This is a genomic window from Paenibacillus sp. FSL H3-0469, assembly GCF_038051945.1.
Classification (GTDB): domain Bacteria; phylum Bacillota; class Bacilli; order Paenibacillales; family Paenibacillaceae; genus Paenibacillus_AQ.
This window is the reverse complement of sequence record NZ_CP150302.1, coordinates 1,963,181-1,984,729: the sequence shown is the minus strand read 5'-3', so window position 1 is coordinate 1,984,729 and position 21,549 is coordinate 1,963,181. Positions and strand designations below refer to the sequence as shown.

General features: G+C 55.1%; 19 protein-coding genes. 8 read left to right on the top strand and 11 right to left on the bottom strand.

The window, feature by feature from the left end; genetic code table 11:
* Positions 1–77: 77 nt before the first annotated feature.
* Positions 78–917 (top strand): MBL fold metallo-hydrolase, encoded by an 840-nt coding sequence (locus tag NSS83_RS08870; RefSeq protein WP_341348056.1) that lies wholly within the window; start codon positions 78–80, stop codon positions 915–917.
* A 3-nt stretch (positions 918–920) separates the two neighbouring features.
* Here NSS83_RS08870 and NSS83_RS08865 read toward each other — a convergent pair whose 3' ends face one another.
* Positions 921–1,694 (bottom strand): DeoR/GlpR family DNA-binding transcription regulator, encoded by a 774-nt coding sequence (locus tag NSS83_RS08865; RefSeq protein WP_341184782.1) that lies wholly within the window; start codon positions 1,692–1,694, stop codon positions 921–923.
* Between the two features lie 320 nt (positions 1,695–2,014).
* Here NSS83_RS08865 and NSS83_RS08860 point away from each other — a divergent pair, with 320 nt between their 5' ends.
* The 4 genes from NSS83_RS08860 to fucU are packed head-to-tail and all read left to right on the top strand — an operon-like array spanning position 2,015 to position 6,545.
* Positions 2,015–3,781, top strand: a complete 1,767-nt coding sequence (locus tag NSS83_RS08860) for an L-fucose isomerase (protein WP_341184783.1) — start codon at positions 2,015–2,017, stop codon at positions 3,779–3,781.
* A gap of 24 nt (positions 3,782–3,805) precedes the next feature.
* Complete coding sequence (locus NSS83_RS08855; RefSeq protein WP_341184784.1) at positions 3,806–5,386, top strand: rhamnulokinase family protein; 1,581 nt, start codon at positions 3,806–3,808, stop codon at positions 5,384–5,386.
* A gap of 42 nt (positions 5,387–5,428) precedes the next feature.
* Positions 5,429–6,079, top strand: a complete 651-nt coding sequence (locus NSS83_RS08850) for a class II aldolase/adducin family protein (protein ID WP_341348055.1) — start codon at positions 5,429–5,431, stop codon at positions 6,077–6,079.
* Positions 6,080–6,104: 25 nt separating this feature from the next.
* Entirely contained in the window at positions 6,105–6,545 is a 441-nt protein-coding gene (fucU, locus tag NSS83_RS08845) for an L-fucose mutarotase (RefSeq protein WP_036698546.1), read from the top strand.
* Between the two features lie 1,049 nt (positions 6,546–7,594).
* On the opposite strand, the gene NSS83_RS08840 is transcribed toward fucU, so the two are convergent.
* The 7 genes from NSS83_RS08840 to NSS83_RS08810 all read right to left on the bottom strand — a co-directional run bounded on the left by NSS83_RS08840 (position 7,595) and on the right by NSS83_RS08810 (position 15,527).
* Positions 7,595–8,437, bottom strand: a complete 843-nt coding sequence (locus tag NSS83_RS08840; protein WP_341184787.1) for a sugar phosphate isomerase/epimerase — start codon at positions 8,435–8,437, stop codon at positions 7,595–7,597.
* Positions 8,438–8,745: 308 nt separating this feature from the next.
* A complete protein-coding gene (locus NSS83_RS08835; RefSeq protein ID WP_341348054.1) occupies positions 8,746–9,432 on the bottom strand; it encodes a rhamnogalacturonan acetylesterase in 687 nt (228 codons plus the stop codon).
* A 16-nt stretch (positions 9,433–9,448) separates the two neighbouring features.
* Entirely contained in the window at positions 9,449–10,870 is a 1,422-nt protein-coding gene (uxaC, locus tag NSS83_RS08830) for a glucuronate isomerase (protein ID WP_341184789.1), read from the bottom strand.
* Positions 10,871–10,915: 45 nt separating this feature from the next.
* Positions 10,916–12,403 carry an altronate dehydratase family protein gene (locus NSS83_RS08825; protein WP_341184790.1) on the bottom strand — a complete coding sequence of 496 codons (1,488 nt, stop codon included), beginning with the start codon at positions 12,401–12,403 and terminating at the stop codon, positions 10,916–10,918.
* Between the two features lie 126 nt (positions 12,404–12,529).
* Complete coding sequence (locus tag NSS83_RS08820; RefSeq protein WP_341184791.1) at positions 12,530–13,951, bottom strand: tagaturonate reductase; 1,422 nt, start codon at positions 13,949–13,951, stop codon at positions 12,530–12,532.
* A 134-nt stretch (positions 13,952–14,085) separates the two neighbouring features.
* The gene (locus NSS83_RS08815) at positions 14,086–15,081 is read right to left on the bottom strand and encodes a LacI family DNA-binding transcriptional regulator (RefSeq protein ID WP_341184792.1); all 996 of its coding nucleotides are present in this window, start codon (positions 15,079–15,081) and stop codon (positions 14,086–14,088) included.
* 227 nt (positions 15,082–15,308) lie between these two features.
* Positions 15,309–15,527, bottom strand: coding sequence for a hypothetical protein (locus tag NSS83_RS08810; RefSeq protein ID WP_341018011.1), 219 nt, complete (start codon positions 15,525–15,527; stop codon positions 15,309–15,311).
* A gap of 201 nt (positions 15,528–15,728) precedes the next feature.
* Between NSS83_RS08810 and NSS83_RS08805 the strand changes: the two genes are divergently transcribed.
* Complete coding sequence (locus NSS83_RS08805) at positions 15,729–16,838, top strand: hypothetical protein (RefSeq protein WP_341348053.1); 1,110 nt, start codon at positions 15,729–15,731, stop codon at positions 16,836–16,838.
* A gap of 125 nt (positions 16,839–16,963) precedes the next feature.
* Here the strand turns inward: NSS83_RS08805 and NSS83_RS08800 are convergent, their stop codons facing one another.
* From NSS83_RS08800 to NSS83_RS08790, 3 genes are all read right to left on the bottom strand, one after another.
* Positions 16,964–17,866 carry a manganese catalase family protein gene (locus NSS83_RS08800; RefSeq protein WP_341185250.1) on the bottom strand — a complete coding sequence of 301 codons (903 nt, stop codon included), beginning with the start codon at positions 17,864–17,866 and terminating at the stop codon, positions 16,964–16,966.
* Between the two features lie 74 nt (positions 17,867–17,940).
* On the bottom strand, positions 17,941–19,302 hold the full coding sequence (locus tag NSS83_RS08795; RefSeq protein ID WP_341184794.1) for a metallophosphoesterase: 1,362 nt from the start codon (positions 19,300–19,302) through the stop codon (positions 17,941–17,943).
* A 91-nt stretch (positions 19,303–19,393) separates the two neighbouring features.
* A complete protein-coding gene (locus NSS83_RS08790; protein ID WP_341348052.1) occupies positions 19,394–19,948 on the bottom strand; it encodes a hypothetical protein in 555 nt (184 codons plus the stop codon).
* Between the two features lie 157 nt (positions 19,949–20,105).
* Between NSS83_RS08790 and NSS83_RS08785 the strand changes: the two genes are divergently transcribed.
* Complete coding sequence (locus NSS83_RS08785; RefSeq protein ID WP_341184796.1) at positions 20,106–20,681, top strand: TetR/AcrR family transcriptional regulator; 576 nt, start codon at positions 20,106–20,108, stop codon at positions 20,679–20,681.
* A gap of 155 nt (positions 20,682–20,836) precedes the next feature.
* Entirely contained in the window at positions 20,837–21,502 is a 666-nt protein-coding gene (locus NSS83_RS08780) for a ribonuclease H family protein (protein ID WP_341184797.1), read from the top strand.
* The last annotated feature ends 47 nt before the right edge of the window (positions 21,503–21,549 follow it).

Genomic DNA, 21,549 nt, shown 5'->3' with positions numbered 1-21,549 from the left:
CGCGGGTATAAACTAAACAGAGATGTATCAGCCAGCCATGATGAATGAGAGATAGAAGAGGAAGGGAGTAACCCATCATGCCATTAGCAGGACAAGAACTGATCGAAGAAATCCGCAGCACTGAGGTGCCTTACGGCTGCCTGGCGGTCTGGTTCCTCGGACAAGCCAGCGTTATTGTCAAGGGGGCGGGGGTGACCGTCTACATTGATCCTTATGTATCCCCGAACCCGGACCGGACTTTCCCGCCGCCGGTGGGGCCTGGCGAAATTACAAATATGGAGGTCTGCCTGATTACCCATGACCATTCAGATCATCTGGATGAGGAGGCGCTCCCCGTGCTTGCCGGACTGAATCCGCAGGCGCAGTTCATGGCTCCGTCGGTCTGCCTGGAACGTCTGCAGGCGCTAGGCATCCGCAAGGATCAGCTGACTGCTGCCTTACCTGCCACTGAAGCTGAGCCTGCAAGCGGGCTGAAGGTCATTCCCGTGGCAGCTGCGCACGAACAGCTTGAACGCGATGAACAGGGACATCCTAAGTACGTGGGCTATATCCTGGAGCTGAACGGGGTGAGACTCTATCATGCAGGGGATACCGTGCTGTTCCCTGAGCTGATTGAGGAGGTTGGCAGCCGCAAGATCGATCTGGCGCTGCTGCCGATTAATGGACGCGATTATTACCGGGGCAGCCGCAATATCGTCGGCAATATGAATTACCGGGAAGCGGCGGAGTTCGCAGCGACCTCAGATTTTGAGACCGTAGTTCCGCTGCATTATGACCTGTTCGCCGGCAATGCCGAGAATCCGGGTTATTTCGTGGATTACCTGTACCGCCACTTCCCGGAGCAGAAGTTCCATATGATGGCCAGAGCGGAACGGTTCGTGTACGTGTCGGCGCAGGCTTTTAAACGTCAACGTTAAGACTTATTGTGAATCAGCAGGGTATAGCAGGGAGACCTGATATTTGGCAAGGAACTCGATCCATTCCCCGGACGGCCGCTGATCGGTGACGATATAATCGACCTTGTCGAAGCTGAACAGCCGGATGAAGGCGATCCGGTCGAACTTGGAATGGTCAGCCAGAAGGACTACCTTGCTCGCCTGCTGCTGCATCAGCACCTTAAGCTCGGTCTCCGCTTCGTTGGAATCGCAGAGTCCGCCGGTCATGGAGAGTGCCTTGCAGCTGAAAATCGCCACATCCACATTATATTTCAGAATAGTCTGCGAGGCCGTAGGCCCTACGAAAGAGCTGGTCTCCGGCCCGAGCAGGCCCCCCGTGGAGATAAGCTTTTGCCCGGAATGCTGGAATTCTGACAATACCGCCAGGGAATTGGTGATGATGGTCAGATTTTTTTTGTCCTCCACAATTCTCCGCAATCCTTCAAAAGCCGTAGTGCTGGTGTCCGTCATCACACTGTCCCCGTCATTAATCAGCTCCAGCAGACTTACCGCAATCATCCGCTTCGCTTCAATGTTGACCTGATGCCTGTGTGAGTAGGAGGGGTCCTCGTTGGTGTGAGCGTTCAGAATCGCCCCGCCGTAATTCTTCTTGGCAATGCCCTCCTTGTCCAGCCGGTCAAGATCGCGCCGGATCGTCTCCTCCGATACACCGAATTTCTGCGCCAGATCCGCCACGTGAACCTTCTTATGCCTGTAGAGCTCATTAATGACCAGATCCCGCCGTTCAAAAGCCTTCATACTCATGCCCACCCTTACGTTATGTAGTTATGTACAGTTTACTATAACCTGCTGCATAACATAAATCCCACAAACACAAACAATTCCACAGTTCACTGCAATTATATCACACAAAACCACACAATAACCAAATTTAAAGTGTGGAATAGTGTTGACTTTGAAGGTGAGTGATTCTATGATGTAGAAGAAATGGATTAGTTGGCGATGAAAGACAGATGTGTGCAGGCCGCAGAGGCTGTATTTGGTAGCGCTTACTAATCGGAGCTATGGCTCCAGTGTGTTCTCATACTATCAACTTACGATTCCGGGGAGGAACAGCAGTGACAGCAAATTATCCGAAGATTGGAATCCGGCCGACGATTGACGGCAGAAGACGCGGGGTGCGCGAATCGCTGGAGGCACAGACGATGGGCATGGCGCAGCGTGTGGCGGCATTTTTGCAGAAGAATGTAAGGTATCCGGATGGTTCACAGGTAGAGTGTATCATTGCCGATTCTACGATTGGCGGCGTGAAGGAGGCTGCGGCGGCGGCGCAGAAGTTCGCGGGTGCAGGTGTGGGCGTATCCATTACAGTCACCCCGTGCTGGTGCTATGGATCGGAAACGATGGATATGGATGCGTCCATCCCGCATGCGGTATGGGGATTCAATGGAACGGAGCGCCCCGGGGCGGTATATCTGGCGGCAGTTCTGTCTGCTTATGCGCAAAAAGGCATTCCGGCCTTCGGCATCTACGGAGAGGATGTCCAGGAATCCAGCAGCGAGGAAATCCCGGCGGATGTTCAGGTGAAGCTGCTGCAGTTCGCGAGGTCCGGGCTGGCAGCCGCTCTGATGAAGGGGAAGTCCTATCTGTCGATGGGTTCTGTGTCGATGGGAATCGCCGGCTCCATTGTGAACGAGCAGTTCTTCCAGGAATATCTCGGCATGCGCAATGAATATATCGATATGTCTGAATTTGTACGCAGATTTGAGGAAGGGATCTATGATCCTGAGGAGTTCGCGCGGGCGCTGGCCTGGGTGAAGGACAACTGCCGTGTGGGGGCGGATAATAATCCGCAGCATCTGCAGCTCAGTGAAGAGGTTAAAGAAGAGCAGTGGGAGACGGTTGTCAAAATGACGCTGATTGCCCGTGATCTCATGACCGGCAATCCGCAGCTTGCAAAGCTTGGCTTCGAGGAGGAAGCGAGTGGTCACAATGCCCTGCTGGGCGGCTTCCAGGGCCAGCGGCAATGGACCGACCATTTCCCGAACGGCGACTTCATGGAGACGATTCTGAACTCTTCGTTCGACTGGAACGGCAGACGGGCGCCTTATATCGTCGCCACTGAGAACGACAGCCTGAACGGGGTGACGATGCTGTTCAATTATCTGCTGACGAATACGGCGCAGATTTTTGCCGATGTGCGCACCTTCTGGAGTCCGGCGGCCGTGAAGCGCGTGACCGGGTATGAGCTGGAGGGAGCAGCGGCAGGCGGGCTGCTGCATCTGATTAATTCGGGCTCGGCTGCGCTGGACGGTACCGGCGAGCAGAGTATTGACGGCAAGCCGGCAATCAAACCGTTCTGGGACATCACGGATGAAGAGGCGGCTGCCTGTATCGCGCAGACCCAGTTCCGCCCGGCTTCCCAGGAATATTTCCGGGGGGGCGGCTTCTCGACGGACTATCTGACCCGGGGCGGCATGCCGGTCACCATGGCCCGGCTCAATCTGGTCAAGGGGCTGGGGCCTGTCCTCCAGCTGGTAGAGGGCTACACCGTAGAGCTTCCGGCAGAGGTCCACGATACGCTAGACCAGCGGACAGACCCTACCTGGCCGACAACCTGGTTCGCCCCGAAGCTGACAGGCCATGGCTCCTTCCAGTCAGTTTATGATGTGATGAACAATTGGGGCGCCAATCACGGGGCGATCAGCTACGGGCATATCGGTGCGGATCTCATTACGCTGGCCTCGATCCTGCGGATTCCGGTCAGTATGCATAACGTGGAGGAAGCGCGGATTTTCCGTCCGCGCGTCTGGTCGCTGTTCGGCACGGAGAATCTGGAGAGTGCCGATTACAGAGCCTGCCGCAACTTCGGTCCGCTCTATTAATCCTCCAGGTGAAGAGGTGGGAAGATGACAGAGGCAGGTACGAGAGCTATGGAGATAACCGGTAACCAAGGAATCCGGCTGCTGGCCATCGATCTGGGAGCCAGCTCCGGCAGAGTGATGCTGGGAAGCTACGGGGACGGGAAGGTAATGGTGGAAGAGATTCACCGCTTCCCTAACGGGCCGGTAGAGGTGAATGGACATTTACACTGGGATGTGCAGCGGCTGCTTGAGGAGATCAAGCAAGGGATTGCAGCGGCTGCGGCAAAGTATGGCCCGCTGCACTCTCTAAGCGTCGATACCTGGGGAGTCGACTACGGCTTGCTGGATGAGCAGGGCGGGCTGCTGGATGCTCCGCATCATTACAGGGATCAGCGGATGGCGGACATCGCTTCAGTACTGGAGGCTGCCTTGCCTCCAGCAGAGCAATTCAAGCTGACGGGCAACCAGTCCAGCCCGATTAATACGGTCTATCAATTATTTGCCGACCTTATGGCGAAGCCGGAGCTGCGGACAACCGCCAGACAGCTGCTGATGATGCCGGATCTGTTCAATTATATGCTCAGCGGCGTGGCGGTGGCCGAGCAGACCATCTGGAGCACCAGCGGCCTGCTGAATCCGCAGTCCACAGCGTCTTCAGCCGAAGTGCTGCGCAGGCTGGAGCTGCCGGCTACGCTGCTGCCCCGGCTGGTTCCGGCAGGCACGGTGCTGGGTGAACTCCGGCCCGCACTTCAGGAAGAGCTGGGCAGCGGTCCTCTTAAGATCATCGCCGGTGCCTCGCATGATACGGCTTCAGCCGTGGCCTCCATTCCGTATGGCGGCTTCGGCTCTAGCTACGCTGAGTCCAGCAATGCCGATTCTGGTTGCGCTGATCCTGGCTTTGGCGATCCAGACCGGATCGGCGGATTCAGCAATCCGCTGCCATCCGCTGCATTCATCAGCTGCGGAACCTGGTCGCTGGTCGGCCTGGAGACGGCCGAGCCTGTATTAAGCGATGCCGCCCGGGCCAGCGGCTTCACTAACGAGAGCTGCTTTCGCGGCACCAACCGGCTGCTGAAAAATATCACCGGCCTCTGGCTGCTCCAGGAGACCCAGCGGAGCTGGGCTGAAGCGGGGGAACCGCTCAGCCATCAGGAAGCTGCCGAGCTTGCCGGGCAGCTGGACCGGCAGGGGGCGTGCATAGCCATGCTGGACCCGAACGATCCGCTCTTCAGCACGCCGGGCGATATGCCGCTGCGGATTGAATCCTACTGCATCCGCACCGGACAGCCGGTGCCGCAGACCCGGGCGGAGATCATCCACTCGATTCTGGAGAGCCTGGCCCGCTCTTATGCGGATACGATCCGTGAGCTGGAGGCGCTCACCGGCCGTCCGGTGCACTGCATTCACATGGTCGGCGGCGGCATTCAGAACAAGCTGCTGTGCCAGCTGACGGCGGATGCCACCGGCAAAGACGTTATTGCCGGACCGGTAGAAGCGAGCGCGATCGGCAACATTTTGGTGCAATTGACGGCGCTTGGAGCCGTCGATCCCGCAGAGGTCCGCAGCGTGGCAGCCCGGTCCTGCTCAACCGTGCGGTACCAGCCTTCTTTAACACATCAGAACTGACAAGTTTCATACAGTAATCAAGCAGCAATCAAGGAGGCAATTATGAATAATCACGAAGAAGAACTACGGCGCCTAATCTGTGATATCGGCCGGAATCTGTTCAACAAAGACTTCATCGCGGCCAACGACGGTAATATCTCAGCCCGCCTGTCAGCCACCGAGGTCATTACTTCGCCTACAGGAGTCAGCAAAGGCTATCTGCAGCCGCATATGCTGGTCAAAGTCAATCTGCAGGGAGAGATCCTGGATGCAGCGGAGGGCTATCGGCCGTCCACGGAGGTGAAGATGCACCTGAAGATCTACAACGAGCTGCCGGAGATGGGCGGGGTGGTTCATGCGCATCCGCCGTATGCTACCGCTTTTGCCATCAAGGGGGAAGCTCTGGACAAAATGATGATGCCGGAATCCGTCATTGCCATGGGCGACATTCCACTGGCGGTATACGGGACGCCTTCGACCGAAGAGATCCCGGATTCGCTGACTCCCTTCCTGGGCAAGAAGACGGCTGTGCTGCTGGAGAGCCACGGAGCCCTGACCTGGGGCAAGGATGTAATGGCTGCTTATATGAACATGGAGCGGCTTGAATATACGGCGAAGCTGACCTTCCTGACCCGCATGATTGATGGAGAGCGTGAGCTGCCGCCGCACCGGATTGAGGAACTTGTGGCGCTGAGATCATTCTACGGAATGTAATGAGGCCGGAGAGGAGACGAAAGCTATGCTCAAAAAAATACCCAAACTGCTCTCCCCCGAGCTTGTCCGCACCCTGATGGAGATGGGCCACGGGGATGAGCTGGTGCTGGCAGATGCCAATTATCCGGGACATGCGCTGCATTCCCGGGTGCTGCGGGCTGACGGGATCGGCATCCCCCGGCTGCTTGACGCGATCCTGGAGCTGCTCCCGCTGGATCATTATGCTCCGGCTCAGGCGGCCTTCATGGCCGTAGTGGAGGGGGACCCCACCGTTCCGGTGATATGGGACACGTACAAGGAGATTCTCACCCGGCATGATCCTGCGGTGCAGGTGGAGTATGAAGAGCGTTTTGACTTCTATGACCGCTCCAAGCACAGCTACGCCATTCTAATTACTGGGGAAGAAGCGCTCTACGGGAATATTATTCTCAAAAAAGGTGTGATTTCCCCCGAGGCCGGGGAATAGCGGCACCAAGCAACGGACCGCCCGGTTAGGCTATGGGCGGTCTTATTGCCATGCATATAGCGCGCAGCTTAGTCGACCGCTCGTTTGGAAGACCGTTCATTTAGAGGAGCGCTCATATAGAGCGAATACCCTCAAATGTTGCAGATTATGCAACCTGGCACCCCCTAAACCAGGGCCTGCCTGAGGATTGTTGCAGGAAATGCAGGAATGTGCAGGCTAGGCAGCTTGGGTAGAGGAGAAATCCTGCTTTTTGTACAACAATACTAGCTATGGAGTGTATATGTTGGGGGAGAAGCTGCAGTTTGTGCAAGATTATTGGTGTTAGTTTGTAGGGGGAAGGCTATATGTTTATTGCTCCATTGCTTTGTTTCTCTTTTACTCATACGTACCTTGTATCCGTCCCTCTGTACGTTGATGCACAGAAATACAGCACAAGAATGCAGCACAAGTACCCCATGCATCGATACGGCGGGGCACTTTTGTACTGTACAGTAATCGTAATATGCGTCTGTCGTGGATAAGGGGAGTACAAAGTTGGGGTGTAATGCGCTGGCGCGAAGGTGAGTGGAGTAAATGTATGTGAAAAACCGAAAAACAGCTTCAGTAAGGCACGTGGACCAAATGTGTGCTAAAAACCGAATACACTGAGCGGCAGTGAGGCAAGCGGAGCAAATGTGTGTGAAAAACTGAATACTTTGGGCAGTCATGAAGGTGCGTAAATCAGATGCAGCCCAGTGGGAGCAAATGAAGAGCATTAATGCCCCTGAATCCAGCAAACGCAGGACAAATGAGCAAATGAAGAGCATTAATGCCTCTGAATCCAGCAAACGTGGGCGAAATGAGTAAATGAAGAGCACTAATGCACTTGAATTCAGCAAACGCAGGACAAATGAGCAAATAAAGAGCACTAATGCCCCTGAATTCGCCGAAGTCCTTACCTCATCCCTCACTCATTACCTCTCATTAATCATCTCTCATCCAACCTCCATTATCGAGCATCTCTTACCCAGCCTCCCAGCCTTCCAACATCCATCCACAGAGCACTTTTGTTAAACCTCGTTATACATGTTTCGCAGCAACTGAGCACTAGTCTGGAGATGTTCCTCAGGAGTGCTCTCCAGCAGGCCCTGGATATGAGGGCGCTTATATTTCATGTAGCGGAGCAGCGGGGCGAAGTTCAGCATCCCTTGTCCGGCAGGAACGATGTCGATGGCGCCGTTCTTAACCGTGAAATCCTTCAGATGCAGAACCGCGATACGGTCACCCAGCAGCTCCAGCGCTTCTGTCACAATCTGCTCCTGCTGAAGGTAATTGTCCGGGGTCATCAGATTCGCGGCATCCAGTATAATTTGCAGGTTATTAGACGGCACAGTATCCAGCAGACGCCGGGCTAACGGGACCGTGTAGAGCGGGTGGTTGACGCCTGCCTCGATGCCTACAGTTACTCCAAAGCGTTCGGCCTCAGCAACCATGGCACTAACGGACTCAACCACTTGTTCAAAAGCATCCTCCGTGAAATTATCCGTTGTATACCCCTGACCTACGCTGCCGGTCTCCGTGCCGACCAGACTCGCACCGAAGTCACGGGCCAGCCGCAGATGAGTGTTGAAGTCGCTCAGCGCCTGCATGCGCTTGGCAGGGTCAGCATCTATAATGTTCACATAACAGCCGAGGACTGCAATCTTAATACCCGCTTGTCTGAAGGCATCGCCATAGTACGCAGCAGTCCCCGGACTCAATGAGCTAAGCTCGGTCACACTCTCCGGAAAAGACTTATGCAGCGCCAACTGAATCGCCGGGAAGTCATGCTCTTTCAGCTTATCTATTAATTGCGGCAGCGAACACCGCTTGAAGTCATGGGCGCGGACGCCCAAGTGAAATGGAACGGTCATAGGGTTAGCCTCCTTTGTATTCTGGGACAAGAGTTCGCATGGAGCGCCGCGGGGAGATTCCCGCAAATCAGGCCGCCTATGTCCAAAAGTGGTCACAGGCGGCCTGGTCATGCTGAATGAGGATTGAAGCAACATGTAAGCATGGCGAATATGTGCAGTACGTTTACAATGCCCCACAGACTGATACACAACTTAATTCGCACGACACAATTGTTTGCATCTCCCGCCTACACAAGCAGATACGGGTACAGCTGCCTCAGCTCTGCAGACTATGCGAGCGCTTCTGCTACCTTGCCTACATCCCCCAACTACACCCTCAAATACGGGTGCAGCAGCTTCAGCTCCGCACACTGGGCGAGCGCCTTGGCTACCAGCGCTGCAATCTGCTGCGCCCCGGATCTGGAGAAATGTGTGTCATCCGTAATGCCGTCCGGGTAGTTAGGGCGGGCACCCGGCGGCAGATGCATGAACAGCCCGGCTGATGCTTCGGTTCCCAGCCTGCGGTAGAGCTGCTGGGAGGCGGCAAAAACATCGAGCAGAGGCGTTCCGGTCTCCACGCCAACCTCCCGCATGACCTGCGGATAAAGTCCGACGGCCAGCGGATCAGGTTCACCGTCCGGGGTGAACCGGCGGCGGCTCACCGATGTCAGCAGCACAGGGAAGCAGTCCCGGCTGCGGGCGGAATCGATGAATACCTTCAGATTCTCGCGGTAATCGGTATGCGGTTCTGTATAACGGAGAGGGTCCTCCAGCTTCTGGTCATTATGGCCGAACTGGATCAGGAGGAAGTCACCGGGGAGAAAATCCCGCTCCATGTCTGCCAGTCTGCCCTCAGCCAGGAAGGAGCGTGTGCTCCGTCCGTTGATGGCCCGGTTCTCAATCCGCACCTTCCGGCTGACATACTGCTGCAGGTATTCGCCCCATCCGGCCATCGGCCTTTCCCCGCCGCCCTTCTGGGCAGCGGTAGAGTCTCCGGCGATATAGATTGTCGGCATCTTCAGCATGCCTCCATTAGACGGTGACCCCGGCTCCGCTGTCGGCCGTCTGGAACCCGAAATATCCGGCTGCGTTATTGTAAGAAATATCTTCGACCATAGCCCCCAGGACGCTGAGGTCATCCGGCGCTTCCCCGCGTTCGGCAAGTTCACCGAGCAGCCCGCACAGTACGCGGCGGAAATATTCATGCCGGGTATAGGAGAGGAAGCTGCGCGAATCGGTCAGCATGCCGACAAAGTTGCCGAGCAGACTGCCTTCGGCCAGCAGCGTCAGCTGCTGGCGCATGCCGCTGCGGGTATCGTTGTACCACCAGCCGGAGCCAAGCTGGAGCTTGCCGGGGGTGTCCTTTTGGTAACAGCCCAGCAGAGCCAGCAGGGCAGGGTAGTCGCCGGGATTCAGCGAGTAGAGGATCGTCTTCGGCAAGCCGCTGCCGCTCTCGGCCCGGTCAAGCAGCTGCGACAGCGCTGTGGTCAGCGGCAGATCGTTGATGCCGTCATAGCCGGTATCCGGTCCAAGCCGCTGGAACATCGGCGTATTGTTGTTGCGGTAGGCATGCAGGTGAAGCTGCATGGTCCAGTCTTTGTCATGATAGAAGCCGATCAGCGCGGTCAGCAGCTCTGTGCGGTAGCGGGTGATTTCCTCCGGCGACAGAGTAGCGCCCTGCATTCTTTTGGCAAAAATAGCTTCAACCGCTCCAGGTTCACCCGCTTCATAACGCAGGACATCCAGCGCATGGTCCGACAGGCGGCAGCCCTGCTCATGGAAGAAGGCGACCCGGTTACGCAGGGCTTCCAGCAGCCCGGCATAGCTCTTGACCGGCAGGCCGGAGGCCGACTCCAGCTTAAGGGTCCAGGCGGCGAAGCCTTCGGCATCGATGTTCAGCGCCTTGTCAGGACGGAAGGTCGGGAACACCTGGAAGGCAGTCTCACTCTCACTCAGCAGCTTGTGGTACTCCAGGGAATCTGCCGGATCATCGGTGGTGCAGATCACTTTGACACCGCTGCTGCGGATCAGTCCGCGCCGGGTGAAGCCCGGTTCAGCCAGCTTACGGTTGACCTTCTCCCAGATGGCCGGCGCTGTGGCTTCATTTAGCATCTCCTCTACCCCGAAGAAACGGCGGAGCTCCAGATGCGTCCAACTGTACAGCGGGTTGCCAACTGCCTTAGGCAGTGTACGGGCCCAGGCCAGAAACTTGTCATAATCAGAGGCGTCACCGGTAATATGCGATTCAGGCACGCCGTTCGCGCGCATCAGCCGCCATTTGTAATGATCGCCGTACAGCCAGGCTGCGGTCAGATTCTCAAATGGCTGGTCCTCATAGATTTCGCGCGGGTCCAGATGGCAGTGGTAATCGATTATGGGCATGGTTTTGGCGTGATTATGAAAGAGTAGCCGTGCTGTTTCGCCGGACAACATGAAGTCCTCGTTTAGGAACATGAATAGGATCTCCCTTTGAATGGATTAGGATAAATAGAATAAGTTCTACAAGGTAACGCCAGTTTTGAAAATAGCCAGCTCACGCACTTCATTCTGCTCATTCCGTGTTTTCCGGCCGCTGGCGACATCGATAATATAGGTGATGAATTCTTCCAGCACATCGGCCATCGGCGTTTCCAGCAGGGGACCGGCGTTGAAGTCCATCCAGTGGCCTTTTTTGGCAAAAAGGTCGTTGTTCGTTGCTATCTTAACCGTTGGCACAAAGCTGCCGAACGGCGTGCCGCGGCCCGTTGTGAACAGCACAAGCTGGCAATCTGAAGCGGCAAGCGCGGAGGCGGCGACCAGATCGTTGCCGGGAGCCTGCAAAAGGCTCAGCCCTTTTTTGCGCAGCTTCACGCCATACTGCAATACATCCACGACTGGTGACGATCCTGCCTTCTGGGTGCAGCCGAGTGATTTGTCCTCCAGCGTGCTGATGCCGCCGGCCTTGTTGCCCGGAGACGGATTCTCATAGACAGGCTCGCCGTAAGAGAGGAAATATTGCTTGAAGTTATTGATCAGCGAGACGATATCATCATAGACCTCCTTGCTCTCTGCGCGGGCCATCAGCACCTTCTCTGCGCCGAACATTTCCGGCACTTCCGTCAGCACTGAGGTTCCGCCCTGGGAGATAATGAAGTCGGAGAATGCGCCCAGCAGCGGGTTGGCTGTGATGCCGGAGAACCCGTCAGATCCGCCGCATTTCAGCCCGATGTTCAGCTCGCTGAGCGGAACCGGCTCACGAACGTCGTTCGCAGCGGCTTCATACAGCTCCTCCAGCAGTACAAGACCTGCTTCCAGCTCATTGCCTACCTCCTGGGCTACCAGGAATTTAACCCGGGATTCGTCATAATCGCCCAGCATGCTGCGGAACTCGGAGACGATATTGTTCTCGCAGCCCAGGCCGAAGACGAGTACGCCGCCTGCATTGGGATGATTAACGGCATCGAGCAGAATGCTGCGGGTCATGCGGTGGTCATCGCCCAGCTGGGAGCAGCCATAAGGATGCTTCAGCACGGTCAGATTGTCGAATCCGCCAAGATCGGGATGCTCAGCCTTGAATTCCTGAAGCATCTGTTCAGCCACGCCGTTCACACAGCCCACAGTCGGAATAATGAACAGATCATTACGGATGCCCACCTTACCGTTACTCCGCCGGTATCCCTGGAAGGTCAAATCACGGCGCGGATAGATTACCGGATGGACATCCGGCACATACTCGTATTCTTCCTCGCCGGACAGATTGGTTTTGATGTTATGCGTATGAATCCAGTCGCCTGCGGCAATTTGTGCCGTGGCATGACCGATCGGGGAACCGTATTTGGTAATCGTATCTCCGCTGCTGAAGCCGGTCAGGGCAATCTTATGACCCTGCGGAATCTCCTGGGCGGCTTGAACCGTCAGTCCGTCTATCGTCAGTTCTTCTCCGGCAGCAATCGGCCTCAAGGCTACAGCTACCGTATCTCTCGGGTTCATTTTCATTAAGTTCTTCATGTTGACCCTCCTAAAAGTTTGTAAGCATACACTTCCCTGAGCTTCTTCGTACAAACTCGCTTCGGAAGCATATGCCAAGTTTGTAAGCCTACACTTCTCCGAACTTCTTCATACAAACGAGCGGGTTCAGCCGACGAGTTCCTGTAATGCTGCGCGGGAATCTTCATGCTCCAGCTGCTGCAAATGGGCGGCAACCGCATCAGCCAGCCCCGGCAGCCGGGTCAGGTCCTGTCCCCACAGGCTGGTGTCGGCAAGAATAGTGTTCACGAAGCTGGCCGGCTGGCTCCAGGCCTGATCGAACACCGCGAGTACCTCTGCGCCGTCCTGCCGGGGAATACGGTCTCCGCGGTAGCTGAGCAGCAGGGCGGCGAAGGCGAGAGTCATCCGCTCCGGAAGCTTGCCGCGTTCCTGCTGGTAGCGAAGCAGGACCGGGAGCAGGCGGGCCTTGAATTTGGAAATGCTGTTAAGCGAGATGGAGGTCAGCTCATGGCGGATGAACGGATTGCGGAAGCGCTCCTGTACGGCATCGGCGTAGGACAATAGCTGCTCAGCAGGCAGATCCAGCATCGGGATCAGCTCCTCTTCAATCAACTGCTTCACGAAACGGGAGAAGGTACCGTCGTTCATGACGTCTTCAACCGTCTCAAGACCGGCGAGCAGGCCCAGAGGAACCATAGCAGTATGCGGTCCGTTCAGCAGATGAACCTTGCGTTCGCGGTAAGGCGTCATATCCGGTGTCACCACGACATTCAGTCCGGCCTTAGCTAGCGGCAGGCGCTCTGCCAGAGATTCCGGCCCTTCAATGACCCAGAAGAGGAACGGTTCTGCGGTTACCATCACGTTATCGAGATAGCCGAGCTCAGCTTCGAGGACAGCAGCCTGGTCACGCGGATAACCGGGAACAATCCGGTCTACCAGACTGCAGCAGAAAGTATTCTCGGACTTCAGCCATTGCAGGAATTCTGCGCCAAGGTTCCAGTCAGCCGCATAACGTTCTACGATCTCCTGCAATTTCTCGCCGTTACGGTCAATCAGCTCGCAGGGGATAATGACGAACCCTTTCTTGCCAAGCTCAAAGCGGCGGTGGAGCAGCGCAGTCAGCTTGCCAGGGAAGCTCTTAGGGGGAGCATCGTCTGCGCGGTCACCTGGAAGATAGGCTATGCCGGCTTCGGTAGTATTGGAGGTAATGAACTCCAGATCATCATTCTCGGCGAGCGCGAGATAAGCTTCATAATCGGTATATGGATTAATCACCCGGCTGACCGAGCCGATAATTTCGCGGGAATTGACGGTCTCGTTGTCCATAATGCCGTTAAGCAGCACAGTGTACAGGTTGTCTTGAGCGGCCATCAATTCAGCTACTCCTCCGGGGCCCTGCGCAATAGGCTGAATGAGGACGGCGCTGCCGTTGAACAGACCCTGATTGTTCATTTGCTGCAGCTGCCAGTCCACGAACGCACGCATGAAGTTGCCTTCGCCGAACTGGATCATCCGTTCAGGATGGAGGGTTAGCTCCGGGTGAGTGCTTCTGGATAAACGGTTTGTCATAGTGGTCATGATCTCCTTTAGAATACAGTGATAAATTGCACACGTTAACATTTTATTTTAAGCAAGATACGGAATTCCTTCACTTCTCCAGGAAGGCTCCGTATCTGCAGAAAATAGCGGCGGTTCTGGTAGAGTTATTCTGCGGCCACCGTATCCCGTACAACCAGCGAAGTCTTGACGAACAGCTGCTGCGGCGGGGTCTCCGGCTGCTGAAGCAGCTGGATCAGCATAGCGATGCCCAGCTCACTGATCTCGGCAATCGGCTTGCGGACGGTGGTTAGGGCGGGATTCGTATAGCGGGCGAACATCATATCATCGAAGCCGATCAGTGAGATCTGCTCCGGCACCCTGACCTTGTGGGCATAACAGGCATTCATGGCGCCAATCGCCATATCATCATTGGAGCAGAACACAGCCGTAGGCCGGTCCTCCAGGCTAAGCAGCTTGCTCATCGCGGCATATCCGCTCTCAATGCTATAATCTCCTGAGGCAAAATAATCGGGATTCAGCGGAAGCCGGCCTGCAATCAGACTGTCCAGGAAGCCCTGCTTGCGTTCGCTTGAGGACTTGAAGCCGGGCTTTCCTTCAATAATAGCCAGCTTGCGGTGACCCTGCTGCACAGCATAGTCAATTGCTTCCTTCACGCCTTCACGGTCATTGGCCACCACGTTCATGATGCCCGGGTCCTCCAGCTGGCGGTTAAGCACCACTAGCGGAATGCCCATCTTCTTCACATGATAAATGAAGGCATTGTCTTCATCGCTCTGGCTCATGACCAGAATGCCGTCGAAGCGCTGCGGCTGAATATTGCTGAAATGCTGGACACCGTCGATCCCGTTCACCGTCAGATTATAGTTCTCATCGAGGCTATGCGTAATGCCTTTGATCGCATCCACCAGGAAGCTTGAGGAAGTCCCCTGCTCAATACTGGAGAAGAACAGGCCGATGATGAATGATCTCTTGGTGACCAGGCTCTTGGCGCTGTAATTCGGCACATAATTCATTTCGGCGGCGATCCGTTCAATCTTATCCCGGGTGGCCTTCTTGATCAGCGGGTTGCCGTTCAGCGCCCTCGATACGGTAGTATGGGACACACCGGCAACACGGGCAATATCTTTGATGGTAATCATAGGATCTCCCCGGGTACATGGAATTGTTAACGATTTCAGTTTAGTTCTCCAGCAACGTCAAGTCAATAGTTTATTGAAATGCACACGTTAATATTTTGTGAAAAGTAAACGCAAAAACAGACCCAGATCAAGGTCCAGGGTCTGCGTTTGAAGAGGGATGGAGGATCACAGGCGGGCGCTGCTTCTCCTCTGCCGGTTTTCCTCTAGTTGATAAACCCGAAGCCTTCTCAGGCATGGTTGTGCTGGAATTTCGTAATGTCGCGGGCGTAATGTGAGGTGGTGCCGTCGAATCTTTTCAGCCGGACATACTCCTCAGAGAATTTCTCAACGACTCCGCTGCCTACCTGGGAGTACATTCCGTCAGGGTCAAGCTGGAGGGCGGATACGAAGGTCTGTGACAGTGCGGCTACGAAAAAATCAATATTTTTAACAAGTGTCTGTGGCAAAAGTCCCAGTCCTTTCATTGAATAAGTTCATCGTCAGCGGGAAAAAACTTAAATCTTATTGTACGACAGGCTGCCGGATTTGAACATAGGCTAAACTTTGTGTATATATATCCAGCTGAAAGTTGACACAGGGTTGTCCGGTTCGTATGGTATGCTCTCATCATAAGAGAATCCCATTACATCAGCAGGAGGAATTCAAGAATGGCCGAACCCCTGAAAGCAATGTACAACCAAGAATTCCTGCACAGTCTGGGAATGAAAATTAAAGCCGTCTACGGTTCGTTCGAGCTAGGCCGCTTCGTTGCGGAGGCGATGAAGGAGCCGTGGGAGGAGCTGGAGCTGAAGGCGCGGATGCGGCGGATTACAGAGACGCTGGGCAGCTGCCTGCCCCCGGACTATGAGGAAGCGCTGAAGATATTGTATGCGATAGATAAGGACTGTGTCGGCTTTCCGTATCTGATCTTCCCGGATTTCGTGGAGGTGTATGGCGGAAGCGGGGAGCACTGGGAGCTGTCGATGGAGGCGCTGGAGCGGTTCACCCAGAGGTCCTCGGCGGAATTTGCCGTCAGGCCGTTCCTGCTGCGTGATCCGCAGCGGATGATGGAGCAGATGCTGATCTGGGCGGAGCATCCGGGGGAGCATGTGCGGCGGCTTGCCAGCGAGGGCAGCCGTCCCCGTCTGCCCTGGGGCCAGGCACTGCCGGTGTTCAAGCGCGACCCGTCTCCGCTGTTGCCGCTGCTGGAGAAGCTAAAGGCTGACCCGTCACTCTATGTGCGCAAAAGTGTAGCCAACAACCTGAACGATATCGCGAAGGATCACCCCGATATCGTCATAGCCACCGCCCGCCGCTGGCTGGGCAGTAACGTGAACACAGACTGGATTGTGCGGCATGGCTGCCGCTCGCTGATCCGCAAGGCCGACCCTGAGATCATGGAGCTGTTCGGATATGCTCCGGAGGAGAGCGGCACCCCGCTGGTCAGCTCGGCTGCATTGGCTGCTGACCCGGCTGTACTGCGGATCGGGGAGCACTGTGAGCTTCAATACGCTCTGACGATCCGGGAGGGCGGTCCGGTACGCATCCGTATTGAATATGGGATCAACTTCGTCAAGGCCGGCGGTAAGACCTCGCGCAAGCTGTTTCTGCTATCCGACAAAACCGTGCCCGGCGGCACCAGACTCTCCGGCACCCGGACCCACCGCTGGGCCAACCTGACGACACGCAAGCACTATCCCGGTGAGCATACGATTATGCTGCTTGTGAATGGGCGGGCTGTGGCCGATACCCTACTACTGCTTGAGCCTGAGTTATAAGGCGGAGATCATACAAGTCTCCATACCCAAACAAAGCGGATGTTCCGGCAGCCAGTTCATGGCTTCCGGGACATCCGCTTCTTTATAGGTGCTATTATTCGCTAGGATAGGCTTGGATCTGGCTGCTAGTCGTGAATATTCCCGGCCATTTTCAGCCGTTTGGCAATCTCCTTGAATTCCTCGGCAGAGATGCCCGGTGCGAATTCTTCCTTCGATTCCGGGGCTTCGGGGATAGGGAAGCCTTTCGGTACACCCTGAATGACCTCCAGTGGAAGCCCGTCCTCAGGGTGCGTGCCCTTCCAGATCTGGTCAATCGAGTTGAAATCCTTATCGCTCCAGGTGTAGAGCTTCGTATGGACACCTTTTTCCTCATACTTCCTGGCTTCGTTGAATGCTTTATTGTCCAGCGAAGGAATCGGCACGAGCTTGGTGACATTGACACCTGTGGCAATCTCCAGGGCCTTGGCATAAGCAACTACGTGAACACCTCCACGGACAAGCAGGAAGCCGACTACCGCCCGGGCGGCAGGGTGGTCGGTCATTTCGTAGACCTTCATTTTATGGGTTCTGGCTCCACACTCTAGGAAGAAGTTATGCAGCAGATCCTCAACCAAATTACCGCTGTTGAACACATTGGCTCCGGTCCACGGATTGCCCATGGAATCGAACGGCATGGCCCCTTGTGCGCCTGCCAGGAAATGATAAGACAGCCGTGCGTCTTTGACATCCCCCAGAGGCGTGGAATCGGGTTTCTTATAGGCCGTGGAACCTCTAAGACATTTGTTCACGGCGTGGGAGACCAGTTCAACATGGCCCAGCTCCTCGGCGGTAATACTCATCACCAGGTCGTAGAAGGGCTTCAGCTTGTCCTTGGAGCGGAAGTTGAAGGACTGGTACAAGTAGTTATTAAGTGTTGACATTTCACCGAACTTGCCCCCGAGCAGCTCTTGTACGGCTGCTGCGGCATTAGGATCCGGTTTCTCGACGTCCGGGATTTCAATCATAATCTCATCCATACGTGTGAACATGGTGATCATCATCTCCTCAGCAAAAGGTGTAAGCATACTTGTCTATCTTACACCTTTTTCCAGTTATTCAAACATCACTGCTGAGGAGACTGGACATGCAGCTCATGATTGTTCTTCGGCTGCTGCAAGGCCATCTTCAGAACATAGCTTCTCGTCCAGCTTGCCGGGGCGTCCTGCCAGAGCCGGTAGCCTTCTGTAGCGGTCACGGCAGCGTTGCCCGTACTTGCAGAGCCTGCGAAGTAGTTCTCGTTCAACCTTCCGACAACGTCAGCCATTTGCTTCAGCTCAGCCTCCGTATAACGGGCGTAGGCGGGGTCTTCAGCCAGACGGGAATAACTCCGGGTGGCAGACCGCTTGCGGAAACTCGCTTCACTGTAAGCCCTGAAGCCCAGCAGGTTCGGATCGGTATTGCCGGTGGCGGCTGCCCATTGATCCATCCCTAATCTTGCAGTGCTGTAATCCAGACTCTGACGGGCAGAGGAATAGGTTAAGATTCCATATTGATGGGGATAAACGGATAAAGCACTGCTGGCGATGTCATAGATGCGCTCCCCGTCATGACTGTATTCACTGATATCCTGAATGTGTATATGCCCGCTGAGAACCGTCTGCACGCCGCTCTTCATCAAGGCATCTGTAACCTTGGCATGGTCTTCTACAGTGAAGCCCTCCTGAATGAATTCACTGTGGTCCAGCAGGCTGTGATGCATGACTGTCACGAGCTGCGCGCCTGCGGCAGCGGCCTTCGCGCCGCAGGCGGCGATCCATTCCAGGGTCCGGTCACTGATCCGGCCCTCCAGCTGGGGATGGCCCAGCGCTTTATTGTCCCCGTACTGTGCAGTATCCAGCATGAGCAGCCATAGCTCCTCCGACGGGGCAGCCAGATAGCTGAGCGAATCCTCGTCCCTCAGCAGGGCTTCATCATAGCCGAAGCTGCCATAGATTTTGCGGAATTCTGTGGCGCTCACGGAATCTGTGGCGTATTGGCGCTTATCGCGGAAGCTCCGGGCCCAGGGATTCCGGATATCATGATTGCCCGGGATCACATAGATCCGGGTTCCGGTGTCTTGTTCAATGCGCTTCAGATGTCCGGCCAGCTCCTTATGGCTGGCTTCTTCCCCGTTGTTGCTCAGATCTCCGCTGATAATCACCACATCCGGCTTGCGGATTCCGATATCATAGCCCAGAGCCTCCATCATCTCCTTGCTGTAGCCGAGCTGCTTGCCGTCACCGGCAGCCAGAAACTGCTGGAAGGCAGGCCCGAGATCTCTAAGCTCCTGCGCTAAATAATGGGTATCGCTCGTTGTCAGGATACTCAGATCATGACCGGACTGAATCCGGTATTGCGGCTCTGTCTCGGCCGCATCCTGTCCGTTGCAGGAGGAGAGCATCAGGAGCAGAAGAGGAAGGATAGCATATTTACGGATGAATTTCATTAGGCCAGCACCTCTTTTCCAGGGTAACAATGCAAAAAGAGGGTGTTCTCCCCGGCTGATTGCCCGAAGAAACACCCCGCACCCTGCCGCATTATTTTTTCACTTCAGTGACGCCGGTTACCTTCCCTTGATCTGCTGCGGAATAGGTAGCCTGGTATTTGTCATCGGAGAAATAGACATTGCCTTCAATGGTGGCATTCACGACGGCGAAGCCGTCAGCCTCCACATAGACATCACCCACAAACGTCCCTCCCTGAATCCGGGCATTCTCACTGCGGATCGTCAATTTCGGAGCGGTGAGCTTGAAGGAGTTCGTGATGTTGTGATCAGCATCCTGGGTATAGAGCGCGATTTTGCGGGCAGGCTCTTCCTTATGAATGAATTGTCCGTCGAGCACAAGCTCCTCGGAGAAGCTCAGGTCCTTCAGCGTAGCCGCAATCCAGGTGCCGTCTTTGCTGATCGCCTTCTTGAACGCTTCCCCGTTATCGACTACCGAAGCCGAAGTGACTGCATCCGGCGCAGCCGTAGCCGCCGTATTGCCCGTGTTCGCTGCTGTGCCAGTGTTGCTTGCATTTTTGTTTGCGTTGCCGCATCCGATGAGCAGGGTCAGGGTGAATGCCGCAAGTATTAATGCGATTTTTCTCATGTGATAACCTCCTTGGGTGTGAAATGCTGATGTGATTTTCCTTAAAATTAATATAGAATGATTGGTGCGGAATGGATGTGATTTAATTAACACTGCTACAATAATATTTACCGATCGTTCTATAAATGGTAAAATAGACCGCGAAAGGAGCATGATCATGGCACGAAGCAAAGAGTTTGACATTGATGATGTATTGCTCAAGGCAATGACGATTTTCTGGCAGCAGGGCTATGAGAAGACCTCCATGCAGGATCTTGTAACCGGTATGGGAATTCATAAGCGAAGCATGTATGACACCTTTGGAGACAAGCATACCTTATATATAAAAGCGCTGGAGCGCTATGCATCCCTTATAAGCTCCCGGATGGAGAGCCGGATCGAGGGTATCACCTCCGCCAAGGCAGCTATCCGCCTATTATTCGAAGCCACAATTCACAGAAGTGAAGAGGAGCCGAAGGGCTGCATGCTGGTGAATACGGCAGTGGAGCTGTCGGGTCATGATCCGGAAGCTGCCGGCCGGGCGAATGAGGCTTTTTTGAATACAGAGAGATTAATTGAGAGGCTAATCCTGCACGGTCACGAGACAGGAGAGCTATCCTCCCGGCATGCGGCCCCGGCGCTTGCTGCTTATCTGCATAATGCCCTGGTAGGTCTGCGGGTTATGGTCAAGGCAACACAGGATACAAGCAAGCTCCAGACCATTGCCGATACTACGCTTGCTGTGCTGGACTAAGCTGCCGTATTAGTATGAACGCGCCTGCCGGTAATTATCCAATATATATTCGGGATCAGCAGGCGTTCGAGTGTATTCGGGCTTCAATATGAACGCGGGATGCATTACAATATGAATCTGGATTAAGGTTACACCGGCAGGAGGGAGCAACAGGAATGGCGAAGCAGAAATACTACGTAGTATGGGAAGGTAAGAAGCCTGGAGTCTACAATACATGGGCGGAATGCCAAGCGCAGACGGATCATTACACCGGAGCGAAATATAAGTCCTATGAGAGCAAGGCGGCTGCTGAGACAGCCTACAAGGCAGGCTGGAAGGGCAACTGGGGAACGGGTGCGGCAGCTTCAGGGACGTCCGGTACAAGCAAGTCAGGCAAGTCTTGGAGCCGAAGTGCTGGCGTGGAGACGTCTGAGGAGATCGATTATGACAGCATCTCCGTGGATGTAGGCACCCGGGGCAATCCCGGACCGGTCGAATACAAAGGCGTGGATACCCAGACCGGGGATGTGATCTTCTCCTGCGGCCCGATCCGCAAAGGGACTAATAACCTTGGAGAGTTCCTTGCGATTGTGCATGCGCTGGCTCTGCTTAAGAAGGAAGGCAGCAGCAAGACGGTCTACAGTGATTCTGTCAATGCAATGAAATGGGTCAAGCAGAAAAAGGTGGCCACGACCTTGCCGCGGGATTCCTCCACAGAGGAGATCTGGCAGCTGATTGACCGGGCGGAGAGCTGGCTGCGGAGCCATACCTATGACAATAAGGTGCTGAAATGGCAGACGAAGTCATGGGGCGAGATCAAAGCGGACTATGGTCGCAAATAAGTTCCTGTTATTCTGGTTAATAACAGGTAATGAAACAATACTAATAG

Excerpts from the sequence above, each read along its gene's own strand:
- NSS83_RS08870 (WP_341348056.1), top strand. The coding sequence starts at position 78 with ATGCCATTAGCAGGACAAGAACTGATCGAAGAAATCCGCAGCACTGAG.
- NSS83_RS08865 (WP_341184782.1), bottom strand. The coding sequence starts at position 1,694 with ATGAAGGCTTTTGAACGGCGGGATCTGGTCATTAATGAGCTCTACAGG.
- NSS83_RS08855 (WP_341184784.1), top strand. The coding sequence starts at position 3,806 with ATGACAGAGGCAGGTACGAGAGCTATGGAGATAACCGGTAACCAAGGA.
- NSS83_RS08850 (WP_341348055.1), top strand. The coding sequence starts at position 5,429 with ATGAATAATCACGAAGAAGAACTACGGCGCCTAATCTGTGATATCGGC.
- fucU (WP_036698546.1), top strand. The coding sequence starts at position 6,105 with ATGCTCAAAAAAATACCCAAACTGCTCTCCCCCGAGCTTGTCCGCACC.
- NSS83_RS08840 (WP_341184787.1), bottom strand. The coding sequence starts at position 8,437 with ATGACCGTTCCATTTCACTTGGGCGTCCGCGCCCATGACTTCAAGCGG.
- NSS83_RS08835 (WP_341348054.1), bottom strand. The coding sequence starts at position 9,432 with ATGCCGACAATCTATATCGCCGGAGACTCTACCGCTGCCCAGAAGGGC.
- uxaC (WP_341184789.1), bottom strand. The coding sequence starts at position 10,870 with ATGTTCCTAAACGAGGACTTCATGTTGTCCGGCGAAACAGCACGGCTA.
- NSS83_RS08825 (WP_341184790.1), bottom strand. The coding sequence starts at position 12,403 with ATGAAGAACTTAATGAAAATGAACCCGAGAGATACGGTAGCTGTAGCC.
- NSS83_RS08820 (WP_341184791.1), bottom strand. The coding sequence starts at position 13,951 with ATGACAAACCGTTTATCCAGAAGCACTCACCCGGAGCTAACCCTCCAT.
- NSS83_RS08815 (WP_341184792.1), bottom strand. The coding sequence starts at position 15,081 with ATGATTACCATCAAAGATATTGCCCGTGTTGCCGGTGTGTCCCATACT.
- NSS83_RS08805 (WP_341348053.1), top strand. The coding sequence starts at position 15,729 with ATGGCCGAACCCCTGAAAGCAATGTACAACCAAGAATTCCTGCACAGT.
- NSS83_RS08800 (WP_341185250.1), bottom strand. The coding sequence starts at position 17,866 with ATGTTCACACGTATGGATGAGATTATGATTGAAATCCCGGACGTCGAG.
- NSS83_RS08795 (WP_341184794.1), bottom strand. The coding sequence starts at position 19,302 with ATGAAATTCATCCGTAAATATGCTATCCTTCCTCTTCTGCTCCTGATG.
- NSS83_RS08790 (WP_341348052.1), bottom strand. The coding sequence starts at position 19,948 with ATGAGAAAAATCGCATTAATACTTGCGGCATTCACCCTGACCCTGCTC.
- NSS83_RS08785 (WP_341184796.1), top strand. The coding sequence starts at position 20,106 with ATGGCACGAAGCAAAGAGTTTGACATTGATGATGTATTGCTCAAGGCA.
- NSS83_RS08780 (WP_341184797.1), top strand. The coding sequence starts at position 20,837 with ATGGCGAAGCAGAAATACTACGTAGTATGGGAAGGTAAGAAGCCTGGA.